Raw genomic sequence first — 19,573 nt, forward strand, 5'->3', positions numbered from 1 at the left:
GTAAACGGCGGCCGTAACTATAACGGTCCTAAGGTAGCGAAATTCCTTGTCGGGTAAGTTCCGACCTGCACGAATGGCGTAATGATGGCCACGCTGTCTCCACCCGAGACTCAGTGAAATTGAAATCGCTGTGAAGATGCAGTGTACCCGCGGCTAGACGGAAAGACCCCGTGAACCTTTACTACAGCTTGGCACTGAACATTGACCCTACATGTGTAGGATAGGTGGGAGGCTTTGAAACCGGTACGCCAGTATCGGCGGAGCCGTCCTTGAAATACCACCCTTGTAGTGTTGATGTTCTAACTTAGACCCGTTATCCGGGTTGAGGACAGTGCCTGGTGGGTAGTTTGACTGGGGCGGTCTCCTCCCAAAGAGTAACGGAGGAGCACGAAGGTGGGCTAATCACGGTTGGACATCGTGAGGTTAGTGCAATGGCATAAGCCCGCTTGACTGCGAGAATGACAATTCGAGCAGGTGCGAAAGCAGGTCATAGTGATCCGGTGGTTCTGTATGGAAGGGCCATCGCTCAACGGATAAAAGGTACTCCGGGGATAACAGGCTGATACCGCCCAAGAGTTCATATCGACGGCGGTGTTTGGCACCTCGATGTCGGCTCATCACATCCTGGGGCTGAAGTCGGTCCCAAGGGTATGGCTGTTCGCCATTTAAAGTGGTACGCGAGCTGGGTTTAGAACGTCGTGAGACAGTTCGGTCCCTATCTGCCGTGGGCGTTGGAAGATTGAAGGGGGCTGCTCCTAGTACGAGAGGACCGGAGTGGACGAACCTCTGGTGTTCGGGTTGTGTCGCCAGACGCATTGCCCGGTAGCTAAGTTCGGAATCGATAACCGCTGAAAGCATCTAAGCGGGAAGCGAGCCCTGAGATGAGTCTTCCCTGACCCCTTGAGGGTCCTAAAGGGTTGTTCGAGACTAGAACGTTGATAGGCAGGGTGTGTAAGCGTTGTGAGGCGTTGAGCTAACCTGTACTAATTGCCCGTGAGGCTTAACCATACAACACCCAAAGGGTTTTGATGGACTCAAAGCAAGAACAGAATTGAATGTGTAGAGAACACAATAACAGCTTTCCGAATTAAGAATTTGCTTGGCGACCATAGCGATTTGGACCCACCTGATTCCATGCCGAACTCAGAAGTGAAACGAATTAGCGCCGATGGTAGTGTGGGGCTTCCCCATGTGAGAGTAGGACATCGCCAGGCTTTAAATTTAGACTTAGAGTCTAACCAGTGCGGAGCGGTAGTTCAGTTGGTTAGAATACCGGCCTGTCACGCCGGGGGTCGCGGGTTCGAGTCCCGTCCGCTCCGCCACTTATTTAAAAACCCAGTCTTCGGACTGGGTTTTGTCGTTTTAGAAGCCCGTTGCTGACGCAACGGGCTTCTTGCGTTTAAGGGCAAGGGATGGAACGGACTGCGTCCTCGGGAACGCTTCGCTTGAGATGCGAGAGTGCGAGAGGTGAGTGTTGATATTAAGTTGGTAGAGTAGAAGGGTTTGAAGGTGTTGACAGAACTTGTCTCCTAGAAGACACAATCCTCCAGTTTTCCAGTTTTCCAGTTTTCCAGTTTTCCAGTTTTCCAGTTTTCCAGTTTTCCAGTTTTCCAGTTTTCCAGTTTTCCAGTTTTCCAGTTTTCCAGTTTTCCAGTTTTCCAGTTTTCCAGTTTTCCAGTTTTCCAGTTTTCCAGTTTTCCAGTTTTCCGTAGGACGAAGTCCGTTCCCGTATCCATCATCCATAGAAAGATGTTGCCAAGCCTCGACAATCTGCTCGTGCTTCTAGACAGCATTCGAGACTCGCTACCGAACTCGCTTAATCGTTGACCTTATTGATGTAGGCGAAGATCCCTTTTACATCTTGCTCTGTCAAAACTGCGCTCCATGCTGGCATGCCTTCATTACCATTCAGAACGGTGTCAATCAGCTCGGCCTCTGTTTCAAACCATGAATTCAGGCCTGCATAGATGTTGGAAGGCTGCTCTGCTAATGCTTTTCCAGCTATACCATCACCATGTCCTTTTTCACCATGGCATGAGATACACAGGGTTTTATAGTTATTCTCGCCTTTCTCTATATCGATGGTGTTAGCGTGTGCGAAAGAAATGGCAGAGATTGATAGCAGCGGAATAAGAGCTAATTTGTTCATATGATTAAACCTCATAATTATGATGGCTTAATGGTATGGCATTCTTTATTAACTCAAGCTGAACAAATAGTACAGATAAAAAAAGACCCTCAATATCGGCTGATGCGATAATTGAGGGTCGTTGTTATTTCAAAGCTTACTTAGCTCTTATTCACCCACTAAGCAGCAGGTTCTTTGATAAGCGTAAGTGCTTTCTTAGACACCTCATGAGCTGCTTTAGTTAGGTTCTGCTTCTCTAGTGCGTCAGACAGGTAACCGTAGTCGGAAACATTAGAGCGTACAGATAGTGCCTTCTCTAGGTGCTGCTGAGCCTCACTCCATTCTTCATTGCGTAAATGGAACTGAGCGATGGCGCTGTGTGCTTCTGCATTATTCGCGTCTTTACGTAGAGCGCCTTCTAGGAAAGTCACTACTGGGTGATTATCGGCAAGCTTAAGCTCTGGCAATAGAGCGTAGAGGTCAGAGTTAGGGTGCTTTTTAAGTGTCTCTTTGATCAAAGTAAACGCTTCATTGTCTGCTTGGCGCGAGATCAGCTGCTTAGCAAAACACTCAACAAGGTGAGCATCTACTTTCGCCTTACGCGGTAGACTATTCCAATGGGCAATGAGGCCTTCACTGCCTTTCTGCTCTGCTACATCGCTAAGCAGTCCGCATTGGGCGCGTTGCATCAAAGGCTCTTGCTCTTCTTTAGAGACAATTTTGTTTTTGACTAATTTAGGCAGAAGATCTAACAGTGGCTGCCATAGCTTTAGCTCTATATAAACTTGTTTGAGTAGATTCAAGACGATAGCGTTATTGGGATAGCTGCCCTTTATGTTCGAGAGCGTATCGAACGCATCGTTATAGTTGGCATCACGGATCTGCTGCTTAGCTCGGGTAAGCTCCACTGCTAGCTGCGAATTTTCCTGCTGGGAGGCTAACTCTAGGTAACGGTCACGTTGCTGGTTGTTACCCATACCCTGTGCCGCTTCTGAAGCGACCAGGTAGCAGAGCAGCGGCATATCATGATGATTTGCCCAGCGCGTGACTTTCTTCTCTGCCAGTTTGAAGTCACCCTCTAACAACTTGATTATGCCTTCATTGGTATAGCGGCGTGAGCGGCGCATTTTACGTACGCTGAACCAGTTCCATGTTGCTGAACTCGCGCTAAGTGCTCGTTTAATCAAGAACTCTAGACCAAATAGGGCGGCGAGGGCGGCGATAACAAAGATAACCAGAGTAGTAACGCTCATCTCAATGGTTTTATTTGCTACAGAGATTAGCACGTAACCTTGCTGGCCTGCGTATTGAGTCCCGGCAAACAAACCTAAGCCAAGAACGACAAAGAGGAAAATAATTCGAAACATTAGTTTTCCTCCGTCACTAGGGTGGTGACTTCTCGGCGTAAGCGGTCACGAATCACATCTGAGAGCTGCTGCTGTGTTTCCAGTTTGACTGGGTATTCAACCTGCACCGTCTGTTTGCTTAACAGTTCAAGCGCCTTATTGAACTCTTTCACTTCATTAGAATTTTGGTTAAAGAAGGTCGCTGACCATTTATCCGCAGTCGTTAATGCTGTGCTGTAGATATCTTGCTGCTCGACGTAAACAGCTTTAATTGCGGTCTCTAGCTTAGCTTTAATGTTCTCTTTTAAATAAAAGTGTTGCTGTGGAGAAAGTAGTGGAATGACATTGCCATCACGAGTTCTAAACGTAATGAAGTTCTCTGAGAAATCTTTTAGAGACGTCATTAAGTTATTTTGCCAGTCGTTTACATCTTCAGAAACAACCTGTTTTTCAACTTGTTGTGCTTCTGGTAATAGTGCATTGGCTAATGGCAGGTTATCCACTTGTTGTTGCAGTGACGTGATGCGCAGCACTAAGCCTTCTCTGTCGACCAGGGGAACCGTTTTTAGTTTGGTGATGTCGTTAGCCATAGATTTACGCAAAGGCACTAGGCTTGGGTCATTAAGCGCCGCAATTCTTTGGTCTGCACTTTCCATCAGTTTGGTCGCACTAACGGCATCGTGCTCTAAGAACAGTTTTCTACCCGCTAGTTTAACTAAGTAATCGGCTTCTGCGAGCAGCCAGTCATTTGGTCGGCGACCTTTCACGTCAGCTACCGCAACTTGTAGGCTTTCGATGCTTTTTTGCTGCTGCTCAAGAACGGTTTCAGCACGGTGGGTAATTTCTGTCGCTTTGGCAATAGCTTGTTGCTTGGTTGAATCGAGTTCTGACTGAACACTGGTTTGAGTTTGCTTTAGTTGAGCTTGAAGAGCATCTATCTGCGCTTGATATTGAGCATTCTTTTGCTGCATTTGGAAAGTGAGACCACCGCCTATCAATAAAGAGATGACAATGGCGATAGTGCCAAGTTTTACGCCGCGCTTACCTTGCTTCTCTTCAAACTCAGGTTGTTTAGTTGCGGCAGACTTGGCTTCAGGCTGAGAGGCTTGTTCAACGGCCGGTTGTTCCGCTTTTGTTTCAGTAGTATCAGACGCGTTTGTTGCTTTGCTTATTTCCTCTGCCGATTTTTTTTCTTGGTCAGGGGTATTGTTATCGTTGTTATTTTTTTTGGTCATTACTTATTGTCCTGTTTCACTTGGCCGGAGAGCAGCCAGTAATACTTTATTAGAGGCACTGAAGGTGTTGGTAACAACTTTAAAACCGACTTCTTGTGCTTGTTGCGCTATTCGCTCACTGGGTACATACAGATGGAGCGTAAACAGCCAGGCCTTATGCTCATCAGTTAGTTGAGAAACAAAGTAACTAAGCTGACCTGAACTGGTGATGACTAATTGAGTTATTTTTTCATTTTGCCAGATAGGTACGAGCAAATCTGAGCGGAAAGCTAGGTTTTCTCGTTTATACACCTCGCAATATTCAACTTGAGCGCCACGGGCGACTAGAGTATCGAATATCAACTCTCGCCCTCCATTGCCTCGTAGAATCAGGATCTTTTTGTTGGCGATAGAGAGTAAGGCGTCTTGTAGTAGCAGATGTTCACTATCACTGACTTCTGGGTAGTGTACTGTTTGTCGGGTTGCTTTGCTTAAAACGTGTGCAGTTTTTTGACCAACGGCAAGGTAGGTCGTGCTATTGGGCCAACTTTGCTCAAGTTTTTGCAGGTATCTATCGGTAGATGTCACCGCATGCTGACTGACGGCGATGATAATATCGAAATGAGAAATGGATGTTTCCAGCCCTTCGAGTTGCTCTCCGGGCTGAATGTCTATCAAAGGTTGGTGATGGCTTTCAATACCAACCTCTGACAGCTTGTTACATAGCGAGCGGCCTTGTTGTCCCGGCCGAGTGACCAGTACTGCCATAAGGAGTTACTCGTGCTCAGCGTATAGCTTGGTTAAGATCTCTTTCGCACCTTGGTCGAGTAGCTGGTTGGCAAGCGTAATGCCAAGAGCTTCAGCATCAGTACGAGAGCCACGAATCTCACCACGAACGATCTTTGAACCATCAGGTTCGCCGACTAGGGCACGTAACCATATGTTGTCGCCATCAATTAGAGAGTAACTACCAATTGGTACTTGACAGCCGCCCTCTAGAGTGAGGTTCATCGCACGCTCACACAGTACGCGATCGGCGGTTTCTTTGTGGTTGAGTGGTTCTAGTAACTTAATTAGGCGTTCGTCATCAAGACGACATTCAATACCTACAGCGCCTTGTCCTACCGCCGGTAGAGATTGTTCTGGTTCGATAAAGCTCTTGATGCGCTCTTCTAGTTCAAGGCGTTTCAAGCCAGCTGCAGCGAGAATGATGGCATCGTATTCGCCTGCGTCTAGTTTACCTAGGCGAGTGCCTACATTGCCGCGTAGCTCTTTGATCACTAAATCTGGGCGAGATTCTTTTAACTGGCATTGACGGCGTAAGCTGCAAGTACCTACTACGGCACCCTGAGGCAGCTCATCAATATTGTTATAGGTATTTGAAACGAAAGCGTCGCGAGGATCTTCACGTTCACAGATCGTCACCAGACCAAGACCTTCAGGGAAATCGACAGGGACATCTTTCATTGAATGAACGGCAAGGTCGGCGCGTCCTTCTAACATAGCCACTTCTAGCTCTTTAACGAACAAGCCTTTACCACCCACCTTCGCTAAAGGTGTATCTAGAATGATGTCGCCTTTGGTTACCATCGTCACTAGCTCAACTTCTAAACCAGGGTGAGCAGCCATTAAAGCGTCTTTAACATAGTGAGCTTGCCAAAGGGCAAGAGGGCTTTTGCGCGTCGCAATTCGAATTGGAGTTTGTTGAGTCATAGTGTTCTGCAGATAACAAAATAATGGCTTAATCCTACCATTGTCAGCTAGAAAAGTATTATTGCTTATTCGACCGCATGAGGCTTAGGTGTTTGCTAGCACAAAATGATTAAAAGAGTGTGACTAAGGTCTCGTTTGTAAAATAGGCTATTATTATTAATAGAAGTTACGTACCACACTAAGAGCGACAACTTCGGATGGGCAAAATTGTGTCGAATCGATCGTACATTTCTTTACCAACTCAAAGAAAAGTGATAGATTGATCACGTTTTGTTGGTGCTTTAGAACAATTAATAGTCAAAGTGCCATCTAGGATATGAACCAAGGAAACCCCCTTGCAGGCTTACACCAAGACGCTAATTAAAAGACTTGATAACCTAAACCAGCAACGTGTTGAGCGTGCGCTGGCTCTTATGGATTTGCCAAGTCAGCGTGTGTTCCATCTGATCCCAACACTGCTTCATTTCAATCATCCAGTTATCCCTGGTTACTTCGACGCGCAAGTACCATTTGGTGTTCGCGAGTTTGAATTGAATGACATCCAGCAACAATTTGTTGAAGATACTCAGTTAACGATTGGTCAGCCGCTTACTACCAGTGACAACCCAGCGATCTTGGGTCTGTACACTATGGGCAGTACTTCCTCGATTGGTCAAAGTACTTCCAGTGATCTAGATATCTGGGTGTGCGTTTCGCCAAGCATGAGTTGTGACGAACGTGAAAGTCTTACTAACAAATGTTTGCTGATCACCGATTGGGCTCAAACGCAGGGTGTGGAAGCTAACTTCTTCTTAATGGATGAAGAGCGATTCCGTTCAAATCACTCAGAACAGATGACGGGTGATAACTGTGGTTCTTCTCAACACTTACTGCTGCTTGATGAGTTCTATCGCAGCGCAGTGCGTCTCGCCGGTCAACGTCTACTGTGGCAAATTGTTCCTCCTGAAATGGAAGAGTGCTACGACGAATACGTGAAAGACCTCTGTGGCAAAGGTTATATCGATTGTTCGAAATGGATCGACTTCGGTCAGCTTAATCGAATCCCTGCAGAGGAATATTTTGGCTCTAACTTATGGCAGTTATATAAGAGTATCGACTCGCCATATAAGTCAGTTTTAAAAGCCATATTGCTTGAAGCTTATTCGTGGGAGTACCCTAACACTCAACTCCTTAGCCTAGATACTAAGCGCCGCTTCTTTGCGCATGAGCCCGACCTTTATGGTATGGATGCGTATTATCTGATGCTAGAAAAAGTCACCCGCTATTTAGAGCGTATTGGTGATACCACTCGTTTAGATCTTGTGCGTCGTTGTTTTTATCTTAAAACGCACGAAAAGCTCTCTCGTGAGCCAAGTGTCGGCTCTGTTGCTTGGCGACGTGAAGCACTCTCTGACATGGTGCAGAAGTGGGATTGGGATAGCTCAGTGATCGCTGAACTTGATGACCGCCGTAATTGGAAGGTGGAGCAAGTAAAAGTGGTACATCATGCGTTGCTTGATGCCTTGATGCAGAGCTACCGTAACTTGATTCAGTTTGCGCGTCGCAATGACATTACTTCGGCGATCAGTCCGCAAGACATCAGTATTCTTGCGCGTAAGTTATATGCGGCATTTGAAGTCCTGCCTGGCAAGGTGACGCTGCTCAACCCGCAGATTTCACCTGATTTGCACGAGTCAGACTTAACTTTTATTGAAGTGAGACCAGGGCGTACTAACCAGTCTGGCTGGTACTTGTATAAGCAACCTCTTACGCCACACCGTATTCTTGGTCAGGCGCCATTAGAGCACAACGAGTATCTCAGTAAGCTTGTTGCTTGGTCTTTCTTTAACGGCCTAATCACTGAATCGACTCGATTACATTCTGTTATCCGCGATGCGCATCTTGATATCGACAAGTTTTATCAGATGGTGAGTGATTTGCGTAATACATTCTCACTACGTAAGCGTCGCCCGACGATGCAGGCACTAGCTAGCCCGTGTGAGATTAGCCAGTTAGCGATGTTTATCAACTTCGAAAATGATCCAACGTCAGAGCTAAGCGGCAAATCACTTAAGCTTGATCCTAAAACGACCGATATTTTTAGTTTTGGTTCTGAGCAGAAGTGTTTAGTCGGCAGTGTCGACTTGGTTTATCGTAACTCTTGGCATGAAGTGCGTACTCTGCATTTTAAAGGCGAAACCGCCATGCTGGATGCCTTGAAAACGGTATTAGGTAAAATGCACCAAGATGCGATTCCACCAGAGTCAGTTGATGTGTTCTGTTACAGCAAAAACCTGCGTGGTGTGATGCGTAATATGGTGTATCAGCTTCTTGCTGAGTGTATCGATTTACGCTTAAAACCTGTTGAACAAGAAAAGCGCCGTCGCTTTAAAGCGTTGCGTATTGGTCAACAAACTTATGGTTTGTTCTTTGAGCGTCGCGGTGTTTCGGTACAAATGCTGGAAAACTCGGTCGACTTCTATCGCAGTATCTCAACCAATAAGTTGAAGGGTTCACCGCTGTTAATGCTTGATAAAGAGCAAGATTACCAGCTACCTGAAATTGTTGATGGGTTTGCCAGTGAGGGTCTGATCCAGTTCTTCTTCGAAGACAGTGAGCAAGGCTTTAATATCTATGTACTGGATGAAGCGAATCGCGTTGAAGTCTACCATCAGTTCAAAGGTGAGAAAGACGAGATGATCGCGAGCGTGAATAGTTTCTACACCTCGGTACAAGATGAAAATCCGTTGTCTTCTAAGCTGATCAATTTCAACCTACCGCAGTATTATCAGATTGTTCACCCTGAAGATGATGAGTCTTACATTGTTCCGTATCGTAATGATGGAGCAAGTTACTCAAGACCGAGCAAAATTGTTAACGCCTAGATACAAAAAAAGAGCATCCACAGATGCTCTTTTTTATTGTTCTTAATGGGCGACTATTCCCACTCAATGTCTTCATCGCTGTGCTTTTCACACTCTTGCTTAACCATGGCAATCAGCTCAAGACCTGTTTTCGAGCAAGTCCACTGCTCTTCAACGAGCGCAAAGTGGAAACCGCCGGATTTAGAGGCTAGCCAGATCTCTTTCATTGGCTCTTGGCGGTTGATAATGATTTGACTACGGTCTTCAAACTCCAGTGTCATTACGTTTCCAGAAGTCTCGTAGTCGATGTCCGCACCTGAATCATCAATCATTTCCTCGATGATTTGCATTTGAACATCTACTAACTGATGAAATTCAGTATCGTTCATCTAATCTATCCTATTGCTTTTCTTGAGTGTGGTGCGATTATAGGGGGCATTGACAGAATAATCACGATAGAACCCATGAAAAAATCAATCTTAGCGCTATTTATCTTTTCAGTCCTTGGCTTAGCTGGCTGTGGTCAAACTGGACCTCTATACATGCCTGAAGACGCTCCACAAAAAGAGCAACCTTCACAATAAAACGATAATCAGAATATAAGGGAAAGTACTTTGGATTACTTCAACTATCAGGATGATGGCCAGCTATGGGCCGAAGACGTCTCATTAACTGAACTGGCGCAGCAGTTTGGTACACCACTTTATGTATACTCGCGCGCGACTCTAGAGCGTCATTGGCATGCTTTTGATAAGTCAGTCGGCGAACACCCGCACCTTGTCTGTTACGCAGTCAAAGCGAACTCTAACATTGGTGTATTAAATGCTTTAGCACGTTTGGGTTCTGGCTTTGACATCGTCTCAGGTGGAGAGTTAGAGCGTGTGATTGCTGCTGGTGGTGAGCCAAGCAAAGTAGTGTTCTCCGGTGTGGGTAAAACCGCAGCGGAAATGAAGCGTGCGCTAGAGCTAGGCATTAAGTGCTTCAATGTTGAGTCTGAGCCAGAGTTAGAGCGCCTGAACAAAGTAGCTGGCGAGCTTGGTGTGAAAGCGCCAATTTCACTGCGTATTAACCCAGACGTTGATGCGAATACACACCCTTATATTTCGACAGGTTTACGTGATAACAAATTTGGTATCGCGTTTGACCGTGCACCTGCGGTTTACAAGTTTGCGCAAAGTCTAGAAAACCTCAATGTTCAAGGTATTGATTGCCATATCGGTTCACAGCTAACCGACATCGAGCCTTTCATTGATGCGACCGATCGATTGCTTGCGCTAATTGATGATCTTAAAGCACAAGGCATTACTATTAAGCACCTTGATGTGGGTGGTGGCTTAGGCGTTGTCTATCGTGATGAACTGCCACCAGAGCCTTCAGATTATGCTAAAGCACTGCTTGGTCGTTTAGACAACCATCAAGACCTTGAATTGATTTTTGAGCCAGGCCGAGCCATCGCCGCAAATGCTGGGCTGCTGCTGACTAAGGTTGAATTCCTTAAGCATACCGAGCATAAAAACTTCGCCATCATTGATGCTGCGATGAATGACTTGATGCGTCCTGCTTTGTACCAAGCTTGGCAAGATATTGTGCCAGTTGTGCCGCGTGAAGGCGAAGCCGTGACTTATGACCTAGTAGGACCTATCTGTGAGACGGGCGACTTCCTAGGTAAAGACCGCGCATTAGTGCTACAAGAGAACGATCTCTTGGCAGTGCGATCTGCTGGAGCCTATGGCTTTGTGATGTCATCGAACTACAACACGCGCTGCCGAGCGGCAGAAGTGATGGTTGATGGTAAGCAAGCACACCTAGTTCGCCAGCGCGAAGAACTATCTAGCCTGTGGGCGCTTGAAAACGTACTTCCGGAGTAATTGGAGTCTTATGCATTTCCATTTTTCTAAAATGCACGGTCTGGGTAATGATTTCATGGTTGTTGATTGCATTACCCAGAACATTTTCTTTTCCCCTGATCTGATCCGCCGCTTAGCGGATCGTCATACTGGGGTGGGTTTTGACCAACTACTCGTGGTTGAAGCGCCATATGATCCAGAAACAGACTTCCACTATCGGATTTTTAATGCCGATGGCAGTGAAGTCGAACAGTGTGGAAATGGCGCGCGCTGTTTTGCTCGTTTTGTGCGCATGAAAGGGCTGACCAATAAGTACAGCATCAGTGTCAGCACTAAGAAAGGCAAAATGGTTCTTAACATCGAGGAAGATGATCAGGTCACGGTTAATATGGGTGTGCCTGAATTCGAACCGAGTAAGATTCCATTTAAAGCTAAGCAAACGGAGAAGACCTACATCCTTCGTGCAGAAGACAAGACGCTTTTCTGCGGCGCAGTCAGTATGGGGAACCCTCATGTGGTGACTGTGGTTGATGATGTCGCGACGGCGGATGTTGATACACTGGGACCACTATTGGAATCTCATGAACGTTTCCCTGAACGCGTTAACGCTGGCTTTATGCAGGTCGTCAGTCGCAATGAAGTGAATTTACGAGTGTATGAGCGCGGTGCAGGAGAAACTCAGGCTTGTGGCAGTGGTGCATGTGGTGCGGTTGCCGTTGGCATTGTTCAGGGATTACTGGATGAGAAAGTCACGGTTAACTTGCCGGGTGGCTCGCTTAAAATTGCATGGCAGGGCGAGGGTAAACCTCTCTATATGACAGGGCCTGCTACCCATGTGTTTGATGGTCAACTAAGCTGCTAATAGCCCCAACTATTTTGGGTAGATAATAAGAAACAATAAGGATCAGACGTGTCTCAAATTGAAGCGGATGCGCTTACGGCAGAAGTGGTTGCCGAATACTTACGTGACAATCCGGACTTTTTTCATCATCGTCGAGATTTAGTCGATAGACTGGCGTTACCTCATCAAGAGCAAGGTGCGGTTTCATTGGTACATGTACAAATGAACCGCCAACGTCAGCGTATTGAAGAGTTGGAAGAAGAGATCACCGCTTTAATGTCATTGGCAAAGAGTAATGATCGTACGTTCCATGAGTTTATGCAGCTCCAGGAACAAATCCTTAAGTGCGATTCATTGCTTTCGGTGGTGAAAGCGATTGAAGAAATGGCTAAATCACTCGATCTCATTGCTTATGTTCGTCTGTTGGATAACGAATCAAGTTACTATTCATTAAGCAAAGAAAATTACCAACGCTTTGCGACCAACCATCTCAATGGCAAGGGCGCTTACCTAGGCCGTATGCGTAAAGTGGATCGCGAATTGTTGTTTGGTGACAATCAACGTGCTCCGGAAATGGGCTCCTACGTGGTGTTACCACTACAGAAGAAATCCCTACAAGGTGTTCTGGTCTTTTCGAGCAGCGATGGCGGACACTTCCAACCGCATATGGATACTTTATTCTTGCGCCATCTAGCCTTAGTTCTTTCCCACCTAGTCGACAGCCTACCTTGGCAAAGCGAAGACCATGAGCGAATCACTAGCACCTCTGCCTAATGGTCTCCAACGGCCCCTTGAACGTTTCTACGAATATTTGCGTAGTGAAAAGGGGCTGAGCTTACATACTCAACGTAACTACAAACAACAACTTGAAACCATGGCGCAGCATCTGGCTCATTTGGGGCTTAAAGAGTGGCAACAGGTTGATGCGGGTTGGGTGCGTCAATTAGCCAGTAAAGGTATGCGAGAAGGTATGAAAGCCAGCAGCTTGGCGACTCGCTTATCTTCGCTGCGTAGCTTCTTTGATTTCCTGATCTTGCGTGGAGAAATGACGGCAAATCCTGCTAAAGGTGTCTCAGCACCACGTAAGAAACGTCCACTGCCCAAAAACCTAGATGTGGATGAAGTGGGTCAACTACTTGAAGTGAACGAAGACGATCCATTAGCGGTACGCGATAGAGCCATGATGGAGCTGATGTATGGGGCGGGTTTACGCTTGGCTGAACTGGTCAGTATCAATGTTAAAGATGTCAACTTCTCCGCTGGCGAACTTAGGGTTGTCGGTAAAGGTGACAAAGAGCGGAAAGTGCCTTTTTCCGGCATGGCGGCAGAGTGGGTCGCCAAATGGTTGAAGCTAAGAGCTAGCGTAGCCAATAGCGATGAGAATGGTTTATTTGTCTCTAAGTTAGGCGTAAGAATCTCACATCGCAATGTGCAGAAACGAATGGCAGAGTGGGGACAAAAGCAGTCGGTAGCCAGTCATATTAGCCCACATAAATTGCGCCACTCATTTGCCACTCATATGCTGGAATCGAGTAACAATCTGCGTGCGGTGCAGGAGTTGCTCGGACACGAGAATATCTCGACCACGCAAATCTACACCCACTTAGATTTTCAGCATCTTGCCGAAGTGTACGATCAGGCTCATCCAAGAGCGAAGAAGAAGGATAGTGAGTAATGCAGTTTTTCCGCCATTTGCAACCGATCCAAGCGATGACGTTCGACCTTGACGATACCCTTTATGATAATCGCCCGGTGATTCGTCAGGTTGAGGCAAAAATGGCGGCTTGGCTGCATAAGCATCACCCTATTTCTGCCACTAAGACATTGCGCTGGTGGTATGACTTAAAGCGCTCATTGGCGGAGGATGATCCTTGGCTGCTCAATGACGTCACGCTGTGGCGTTTTAAGCAGATTGAGAAGGGCTTGTATATTCTTGGTTATCAACCTCAGCAGGCAGAACAAGCGGCGAACGAGGCTATTGATGAGGTGCTTCGCCTGCGTAGTGACTTTACTGTCCCGCAGGGATCACATGAAGTACTGACAGAACTCGCTAAGCGATTACCATTAGTTGCGATAACCAATGGTAATGTAGATGTCGAGAAGATCGGTTTGTCTGACTATTTTTCTTTAGTATTAAAAGCAGGGCCGGATGGCTATGCAAAGCCTCACTCCCAGTTGTTCGACAAGGCTCAATCTTTCTTAGCAATGCCTACAGAGAATATTCTGCATGTCGGAGATCACTTAATTTCTGATGTGGTTGGTGCAAAGCAAAGTGGCTTTCAAGCCTGTTGGTATAATGACCAAGGTATGAATATTTACCACGTCAATAAAGCCCGCGTGTTACCAGACGTTGAAGTGAATCGTTTGCATGACTTATTGTTATTGAGTGAGATGTAAATAACATCTGACCAAAACAACACTTTTCATATTGGTTTAGTTGGATTACGGTATAGCAAAACATAAATCAAAATAAACAACGTCTTAGGCTTTTGAATGCGCACATATTCAGCGCTGGTTAATAACAATCAGCAATTACAAGCGCATCTAAGGGATATACCGACGGAGAAATATTCTTCGTTTCTTGTTCAGCTTCTGTCTACGGATCCGGAACAGGTCGCATGCGATTATGCGAACCAAATTCTCGAGCATATTCCTGGATGCCACATCATAGGTCATAGTACTCGCCATACTATTTTTGATGGTCAGATTGTCCATCGCGGTAGTTTGGTGTCAGTTTCCTGCTTTGAACACTCTATCATTACATCTACTTGTGTTCCCATAACCAATAATCCGCTCTCTGAAGCGAAAGAGATCGTTAATGGGTTAGCGTTAACCCACCAAACTAAGTCTATTATTAGCTTCTCACAGCATGTCAGCTCACTCGATTTTAATCTCTACCAAGCGTTAGGCTCTCTCACCGATGTACCGATCAGTGGTGGTGTTGCGGCCAATGTTGACGACAGAGATGAGTGGGTTCTATGTGGCAACCAGACATTCCAGAAAATGACGGTGTCAGCAGCTCTACATGGGGACAAGCTACAGGTTTGGCGTAGTGCCTTCTCCGAGTGGACACCAATAGGCGGGCCACTTCGGGTAACCGATGCAGATGGGACTCAATTACGTTCGTTGGATTACCAACCTGCTTATGAACTCTATCAGACCCGCCTCTCTGAAGGCCGGACTCTGACATTAGAGCAGATGTTGAGCTTTCCCCTCAAGAGCAGCTCTGGCGTGGTCAGTTGCCCTAGAGAGCTCTACCCCGATGGCAGTATTGAGGTCGATAATGCGGTTAACATCGGTGATGAAGTGCGAATCTGCTATAACCACCCTTCGTTGACCTTAGAGCAAGTCAGGCATGATGTGATTGGTTTAGCCCAACATAACCCAGAGTCTATCTTCATTTACAACTGCGAATCGCGTTTGGAATTTATTGAAGGCGTCAGTGAAATCCAGCTGTTCGATGAATTCGAAAGCTGCTGTGGATCTTTCTGTCTGGGGGAGTTTTATCGAGGTGATTCGCAGCAATCGCTTCATCACAGCATGACTTACGTTGCTTACAGTGAAGACTCTGCTCGTCCGGCGCTGACTTTTAACGAAAAAGCCGAGTTTCCGGTTTCTCCTTTGTTTCATTTAATTAGCTATACGATTGATAACCTGAATCAAACGCAGAAGAGTATGGAGCTAAAACTTGCCGAGCAAACCGAGAAGCTGATTAATAGCTACCGCCTAGACAAGCATACTGGGCTCAAAAATCGTGTTGCTTTGCAAGAAAGGCTCAAAGTCGTTAACACGGATGAGCATGTCGCGACATTGAAACTGTCTAATTTTCATCAGATTAATGAAAAGTATGGCTATCAAGTTGCAGATGAACTGATCCGTGATTTAAGTGATTACTTTACGGAGAACCTTTCTGATCTGGATTGGGCACCGTTTGTTCAACAGCTCTACTATATCGGCACAGCAGAATGGGCTTTGGTGTTTTCATCGGATGTAGCGACTAATGTGCTCCAACAAGAACTATCGCAATTCGCTGATAACGTTGAACATATTAATTTTGAGCCTTACGGATTACCTGAAGTAGATTATTTATCGGTATCTATTTCAGGTGGCATCGCCAGTAAGCGCGATTTCCCTTCGATATCTGGTGATGAACTGTTGCTTAAGTCGATCGATGCGCGTCGAATTGGTAAAGCCCGCAATACTCATTTTATTAATGCCAAAGATTATTCTATTAGTGAGTTGGAGCAAAGAGACAAGCTTGATTTGATGGGGGTCGTCAGTCGCGCCATTCTGAATAAACGGATTCTTACCTATAGTCAGCCGATTTTTGCCGCTCATACCCGTGAGCAGGTATCCCAAGAGTGCTTAGTTCGTATTGAAGATGATGGTGAGATAATCGCGCCAGGGCGTTTTCTACCCATCGTTGAGGGTACGCATCTTTACACTCGTTTAAGTCGCCATATGCTGACATCAACCATAGCGCATATGGCCGACAAGCAAGCGTCATTCTCAGTTAATTTATCTCCACAAGACATGCTCAGTGACAAGACGCTTTATCTCCTTGAGCAGTCGGTTGCGAAGATGAATGACCCATATCGCTTAGGCATTGAGGTCTTGGAATCTGAACGGATTAAGGATTTTGGCCGCATGGCTGAGATTTGCGCTCACTTTAAGCAGCTTGGCGTTCGTTTGCTGGTGGATGATTTTGGTTCCGGTTACTCCAATATCGATGAAATTATTCGCCTAGAGCCGGATGTGATTAAACTCGATGGCAGTTTAATAAAGACTATCGATAAGGATCCAAAACAGCGTCAGATTACCGGTCAGTTGGTCAAACTATGCCAAGTACTCAATGCAAAAACCGTCGCTGAGTTTGTTCACAACCAAGAAGTGTGCAATATCGCGGAAAGTATTGGTGTCGACTATCTGCAAGGCTTTTACCTCGCAGAGCCTAGTCGCCTGTTTTAGTCTTTAAAACGTGACCGCTTTTGTCGGCTTTGAAAGCCAGCATATAGCGGTCAAAAAACTGCAAAAGTTGCTCTGCTTGCTGTACTTGCTTAGCTTGTTTTAGCACTTCGCAGCCAACTTCTAACGTACATAGATGACCTTGCTCCTGGTTGCGGCGTAATTGATAACGTGATGCTTGCGTTGGAGTGATGTGTACTAAAGGCAGTTGCTTGAGCCAAGGGCTTTTACGCAGCATCTTTTTCGCTTCCTGCCATGTACCGTCAAGGATGATAAACAAAGGTCGTTTCTCGCTCACTGCTGTCTCATCTATTGCCTGCGACACTGGAATACTTCCGTCATCAGGAAACAGCAAGTAGGCTTGATAATCCTCACTTTGTATTAAGGCCATTAACTTGTCACAAGGCTGAGTGCGTTGCCAAATATGCACGCTCGTCGCAGACAGGCTTTTATCTAACCACTGGCCAGTATTGGTCTCGCGATTAATCTCATTTTCATGGTTTACCAGTGCAAGATGGAAGCGAGTGTTGATGCTCGGTAGCTTGTGGCATACACATTGATACTGCAACTTGCACTGAGGGCAGCGATTGCCCTCAGTGGAATTCACTTGGCTCACATTACTACGCCTTGCTGGTGGGGTGTCTGCCCGTCAGAAAATAGCTGGATAGGGCTAATCTGATCGTAGTTAGCGATAGGCGCAGAGCTTGGGTTAAGCGGATAGCTGTCCCCCTGATACTTTAAAACATGTTGGTTAGGTGTCGCGCCTCCACCACTAACAAATAGGATTAAATCTTGCCATCCATCGGTTTGCTCTAGACCTAAGTTAATCGGCGTTCTCACTAGAGTAATGCGAGAGTTAAACTGCCATTGCTGTTGCTGATTTTCAAACAGCAGTACGGTACAGCCGCCAGAGCCACACCAGTTCAGCTGAACCAAGAGTTCTTTATTGCCATCACCATTTAAATCGTACTCCAACCAACGATACTTAGTATCTGCTGGGTCGATGTTGTCCGATTTAAAATACTCACGTATGGCATTGTCGACTTTAGGGTTGAACTCGGTGCTGGAAGGGATGGCTTTCGGATCTGAAGTCACCTTCGAAGTGGCGCTTTGCGTGTCTTGCTGCGCTTTAAACAGAGTTAATCCACCATCGGCAATCGGATAGATAAGACTGCCGACCTTCTCTTGGCTAGCGCTGAGTTGGTAGCCATCACGAGTGAAGATTCGCTCTGACAATAATGCTTGCTGTTGATGACGAGTCATCACCACTTGAATCTGGTCTTTGTTAAGCTGCTGCCAGTAGCCACTCTCAACCGAATCTGCTTCTCCTGTCGTGTAGCTGTAGGTGGTTGTCGCTGAGTGATCCGGATAGATTTTTAATGCGACACTAAAGTCACTCGATTTGGTTGAGGCCGCTTGATAGAGACCAGTCCAATCCTGAGTGGCGTCTTGATTAGACAGGGTAGCACACCCTTGGTAGCTGTTGCCTTCAAGCTCAAGTGTTGCACTCCAACCATAAAGTGAATCGCTCATCCCATCAACACAGCTACGTTGGTTAAGCTCTAGTGAACCGCCTTCAAACTGGTAACGACGTCGATCAGATTCTATACGGCTAGATGAGAGTTCTAATTGGCGTTTATCTTTTCCGATTTTCTGAAAGGTCAGCGCGTTGCTGGCGAAATCAATCGACCAGAATGGCTCATTGCCAAAAGCTCGGGTAGGTTTCAGCGCTTGATCACAACGCTTTGGATTCTCTGCACTAAGTAGGTTAATTGAGTCGACGACAAAGCGTGCACTGTAATCAGCAACAAAACCATCCGCTTGGCCTGTTTCAAGGTGACCGATAACTTCACCATAAAGAGGAGCATAAGGAGAGCGAACTAACTTTAGCGCTTGATGAAAGCGATCGTCAGAGATATCGAGCCAATACTGTTGATTACTTCCACAGGGTGTAATAGAGCGCACTTCATGGCCAAGCACGACTTCTCCGCGCATAACAAAAGTCTGAGGCTTTATCGTATCAGGCTTGTCTAAGCTCGCTTGCACAACGGGTTTAGATTCGCTGTCTTTGATGGTCGTTGACGTCGAACAGGCTTGTAACGCGAGTAAAATGATCACAGCCGCTGGGTTTCGGAGCGCCTTCATGCTATATCTTCCCTATTAAGAAACTGGCGGAGCCTATTATGGCATATTGGCTATTCAAAACTGAACCAGACACCTTTTCTATTGACACTCTCCGAACACAAAATACCTCATGCTGGGAAGGAGTACGTAATTATCAGGCACGTAACATGATGCGTGATCAGGTCAAACTCGGTGACTTGGTGCTTATCTATCACTCATCTTGTAAGAAGGTAGGAGTGGCAGGGATTGCGAAAGTGGTCAAGGAGTCATACCCCGACCATTTCTCATTTGATCCTGAAAGTGACTATTACGACCCGAAATCAACGCCGGATAACCCGCGCTGGTTTATGGTTGATATCGAATTTGTGCGTAAGACAGATCGTTTGATCCCATTATCAGTACTGAAAGCGATGCCAGAACTAGAAAATATGCCTCTGGTGAAAAGAGGTAATCGGCTGTCAATTATGCCAGTCACTGAGCAAGAGTGGGCTGCGATTTTAGATAAAGAAAAACTACCTAGCCAAAGGTAACTGCGGTAACAAAACAGGCTGC

The 19,573-nt window shown here is 46.2% G+C and carries 18 protein-coding genes, 1 tRNA gene and 2 rRNA genes; 12 read left to right on the top strand and 9 right to left on the bottom strand.

From position 1 onward, the window contains the following. The 3 genes from AC6R00_RS05340 to AC6R00_RS05350 all read left to right on the top strand — a co-directional run. Positions 1-1,008 (top strand): 23S ribosomal RNA (locus AC6R00_RS05340); the annotation flags it as partial. A gap of 90 nt (positions 1,009-1,098) precedes the next feature. Continuing rightward, positions 1,099-1,214, top strand: a 5S ribosomal RNA gene (gene rrf, locus AC6R00_RS05345). 31 nt (positions 1,215-1,245) lie between these two features. Then, positions 1,246-1,322 (top strand) — tRNA-Asp (locus tag AC6R00_RS05350). Positions 1,323-1,362: 40 nt separating this feature from the next. On the opposite strand, the gene AC6R00_RS05355 is transcribed toward AC6R00_RS05350, so the two are convergent. The 6 genes from AC6R00_RS05355 to hemC form a co-directional block, all read right to left on the bottom strand. Continuing rightward, positions 1,363-1,743 (bottom strand): hypothetical protein, encoded by a 381-nt coding sequence (locus AC6R00_RS05355; RefSeq protein WP_500639580.1) that lies wholly within the window; start codon positions 1,741-1,743, stop codon positions 1,363-1,365. Positions 1,744-1,816: 73 nt separating this feature from the next. Then, positions 1,817-2,149 (bottom strand): c-type cytochrome, encoded by a 333-nt coding sequence (locus AC6R00_RS05360; protein ID WP_500639581.1) that lies wholly within the window; start codon positions 2,147-2,149, stop codon positions 1,817-1,819. A 158-nt stretch (positions 2,150-2,307) separates the two neighbouring features. Continuing rightward, entirely contained in the window at positions 2,308-3,495 is a 1,188-nt protein-coding gene (locus tag AC6R00_RS05365; protein WP_494506253.1) for a heme biosynthesis HemY N-terminal domain-containing protein, read from the bottom strand. Next, a complete protein-coding gene (locus AC6R00_RS05370; RefSeq protein WP_500639582.1) occupies positions 3,495-4,709 on the bottom strand; it encodes a uroporphyrinogen-III C-methyltransferase in 1,215 nt (404 codons plus the stop codon). The genes AC6R00_RS05365 and AC6R00_RS05370 overlap by 1 nt, the downstream gene beginning before the upstream one ends. Positions 4,710-4,712: 3 nt before the next feature. Continuing rightward, positions 4,713-5,456, bottom strand: coding sequence for a uroporphyrinogen-III synthase (locus AC6R00_RS05375; protein WP_500639583.1), 744 nt, complete (start codon positions 5,454-5,456; stop codon positions 4,713-4,715). A gap of 6 nt (positions 5,457-5,462) precedes the next feature. After that, entirely contained in the window at positions 5,463-6,401 is a 939-nt protein-coding gene (gene hemC / locus AC6R00_RS05380; RefSeq protein WP_500639584.1) for a hydroxymethylbilane synthase, read from the bottom strand. A 335-nt stretch (positions 6,402-6,736) separates the two neighbouring features. Here hemC and AC6R00_RS05385 point away from each other — a divergent pair, with 335 nt between their 5' ends. Then, positions 6,737-9,265 carry a class I adenylate cyclase gene (locus AC6R00_RS05385; RefSeq protein ID WP_500639585.1) on the top strand — a complete coding sequence of 843 codons (2,529 nt, stop codon included), beginning with the start codon at positions 6,737-6,739 and terminating at the stop codon, positions 9,263-9,265. 53 nt (positions 9,266-9,318) lie between these two features. Here AC6R00_RS05385 and cyaY read toward each other — a convergent pair whose 3' ends face one another. Further along, positions 9,319-9,633, bottom strand: coding sequence for an iron donor protein CyaY (cyaY, locus tag AC6R00_RS05390; protein ID WP_494506248.1), 315 nt, complete (start codon positions 9,631-9,633; stop codon positions 9,319-9,321). Between the two features lie 75 nt (positions 9,634-9,708). Between cyaY and lptM the strand changes: the two genes are divergently transcribed. From lptM to AC6R00_RS05425, 7 genes are all read left to right on the top strand, one after another. Then, positions 9,709-9,828 (top strand): LPS translocon maturation chaperone LptM, encoded by a 120-nt coding sequence (gene lptM / locus AC6R00_RS05395; protein ID WP_004745018.1) that lies wholly within the window; start codon positions 9,709-9,711, stop codon positions 9,826-9,828. A gap of 30 nt (positions 9,829-9,858) precedes the next feature. Further along, positions 9,859-11,112, top strand: coding sequence for a diaminopimelate decarboxylase (gene lysA / locus AC6R00_RS05400; protein ID WP_171325798.1), 1,254 nt, complete (start codon positions 9,859-9,861; stop codon positions 11,110-11,112). A gap of 10 nt (positions 11,113-11,122) precedes the next feature. Next, a complete protein-coding gene (dapF, locus tag AC6R00_RS05405; RefSeq protein ID WP_239854309.1) occupies positions 11,123-11,953 on the top strand; it encodes a diaminopimelate epimerase in 831 nt (276 codons plus the stop codon). A 48-nt stretch (positions 11,954-12,001) separates the two neighbouring features. Then, positions 12,002-12,706, top strand: a complete 705-nt coding sequence (locus AC6R00_RS05410) for a DUF484 family protein (protein WP_004745021.1) — start codon at positions 12,002-12,004, stop codon at positions 12,704-12,706. Next, a complete protein-coding gene (gene xerC, locus AC6R00_RS05415) occupies positions 12,678-13,607 on the top strand; it encodes a tyrosine recombinase XerC (protein WP_004745022.1) in 930 nt (309 codons plus the stop codon). Before AC6R00_RS05410 ends, xerC begins: the two co-directional genes overlap by 29 nt. Then, on the top strand, positions 13,607-14,329 hold the full coding sequence (gene yigB, locus AC6R00_RS05420; RefSeq protein WP_500639586.1) for a 5-amino-6-(5-phospho-D-ribitylamino)uracil phosphatase YigB: 723 nt from the start codon (positions 13,607-13,609) through the stop codon (positions 14,327-14,329). The genes xerC and yigB overlap by 1 nt, the downstream gene beginning before the upstream one ends. Positions 14,330-14,425: 96 nt before the next feature. Continuing rightward, a complete protein-coding gene (locus AC6R00_RS05425; protein WP_500639587.1) occupies positions 14,426-16,900 on the top strand; it encodes a bifunctional diguanylate cyclase/phosphodiesterase in 2,475 nt (824 codons plus the stop codon). Here AC6R00_RS05425 and AC6R00_RS05430 read toward each other — a convergent pair. Both AC6R00_RS05430 and AC6R00_RS05435 read right to left on the bottom strand, forming a co-directional pair. Beyond that, positions 16,884-17,513: a tRNA-uridine aminocarboxypropyltransferase gene (locus tag AC6R00_RS05430; RefSeq protein WP_500639588.1), complete on the bottom strand. Its 630-nt coding sequence runs from the start codon at positions 17,511-17,513 to the stop codon at positions 16,884-16,886. The genes AC6R00_RS05425 and AC6R00_RS05430 overlap by 17 nt on opposite strands. Further along, a complete protein-coding gene (locus tag AC6R00_RS05435) occupies positions 17,510-19,042 on the bottom strand; it encodes a COG3650 family protein (protein WP_500639589.1) in 1,533 nt (510 codons plus the stop codon). Before AC6R00_RS05435 ends, AC6R00_RS05430 begins: the two co-directional genes overlap by 4 nt. A gap of 38 nt (positions 19,043-19,080) precedes the next feature. Between AC6R00_RS05435 and AC6R00_RS05440 the strand changes: the two genes are divergently transcribed. Continuing rightward, positions 19,081-19,551 carry an EVE domain-containing protein gene (locus AC6R00_RS05440; protein ID WP_239854313.1) on the top strand — a complete coding sequence of 157 codons (471 nt, stop codon included), beginning with the start codon at positions 19,081-19,083 and terminating at the stop codon, positions 19,549-19,551. Positions 19,552-19,573 lie beyond the last annotated feature (22 nt).

Source organism: Vibrio sp. R10-SF1-ISO8 (genome assembly GCF_059833805.1).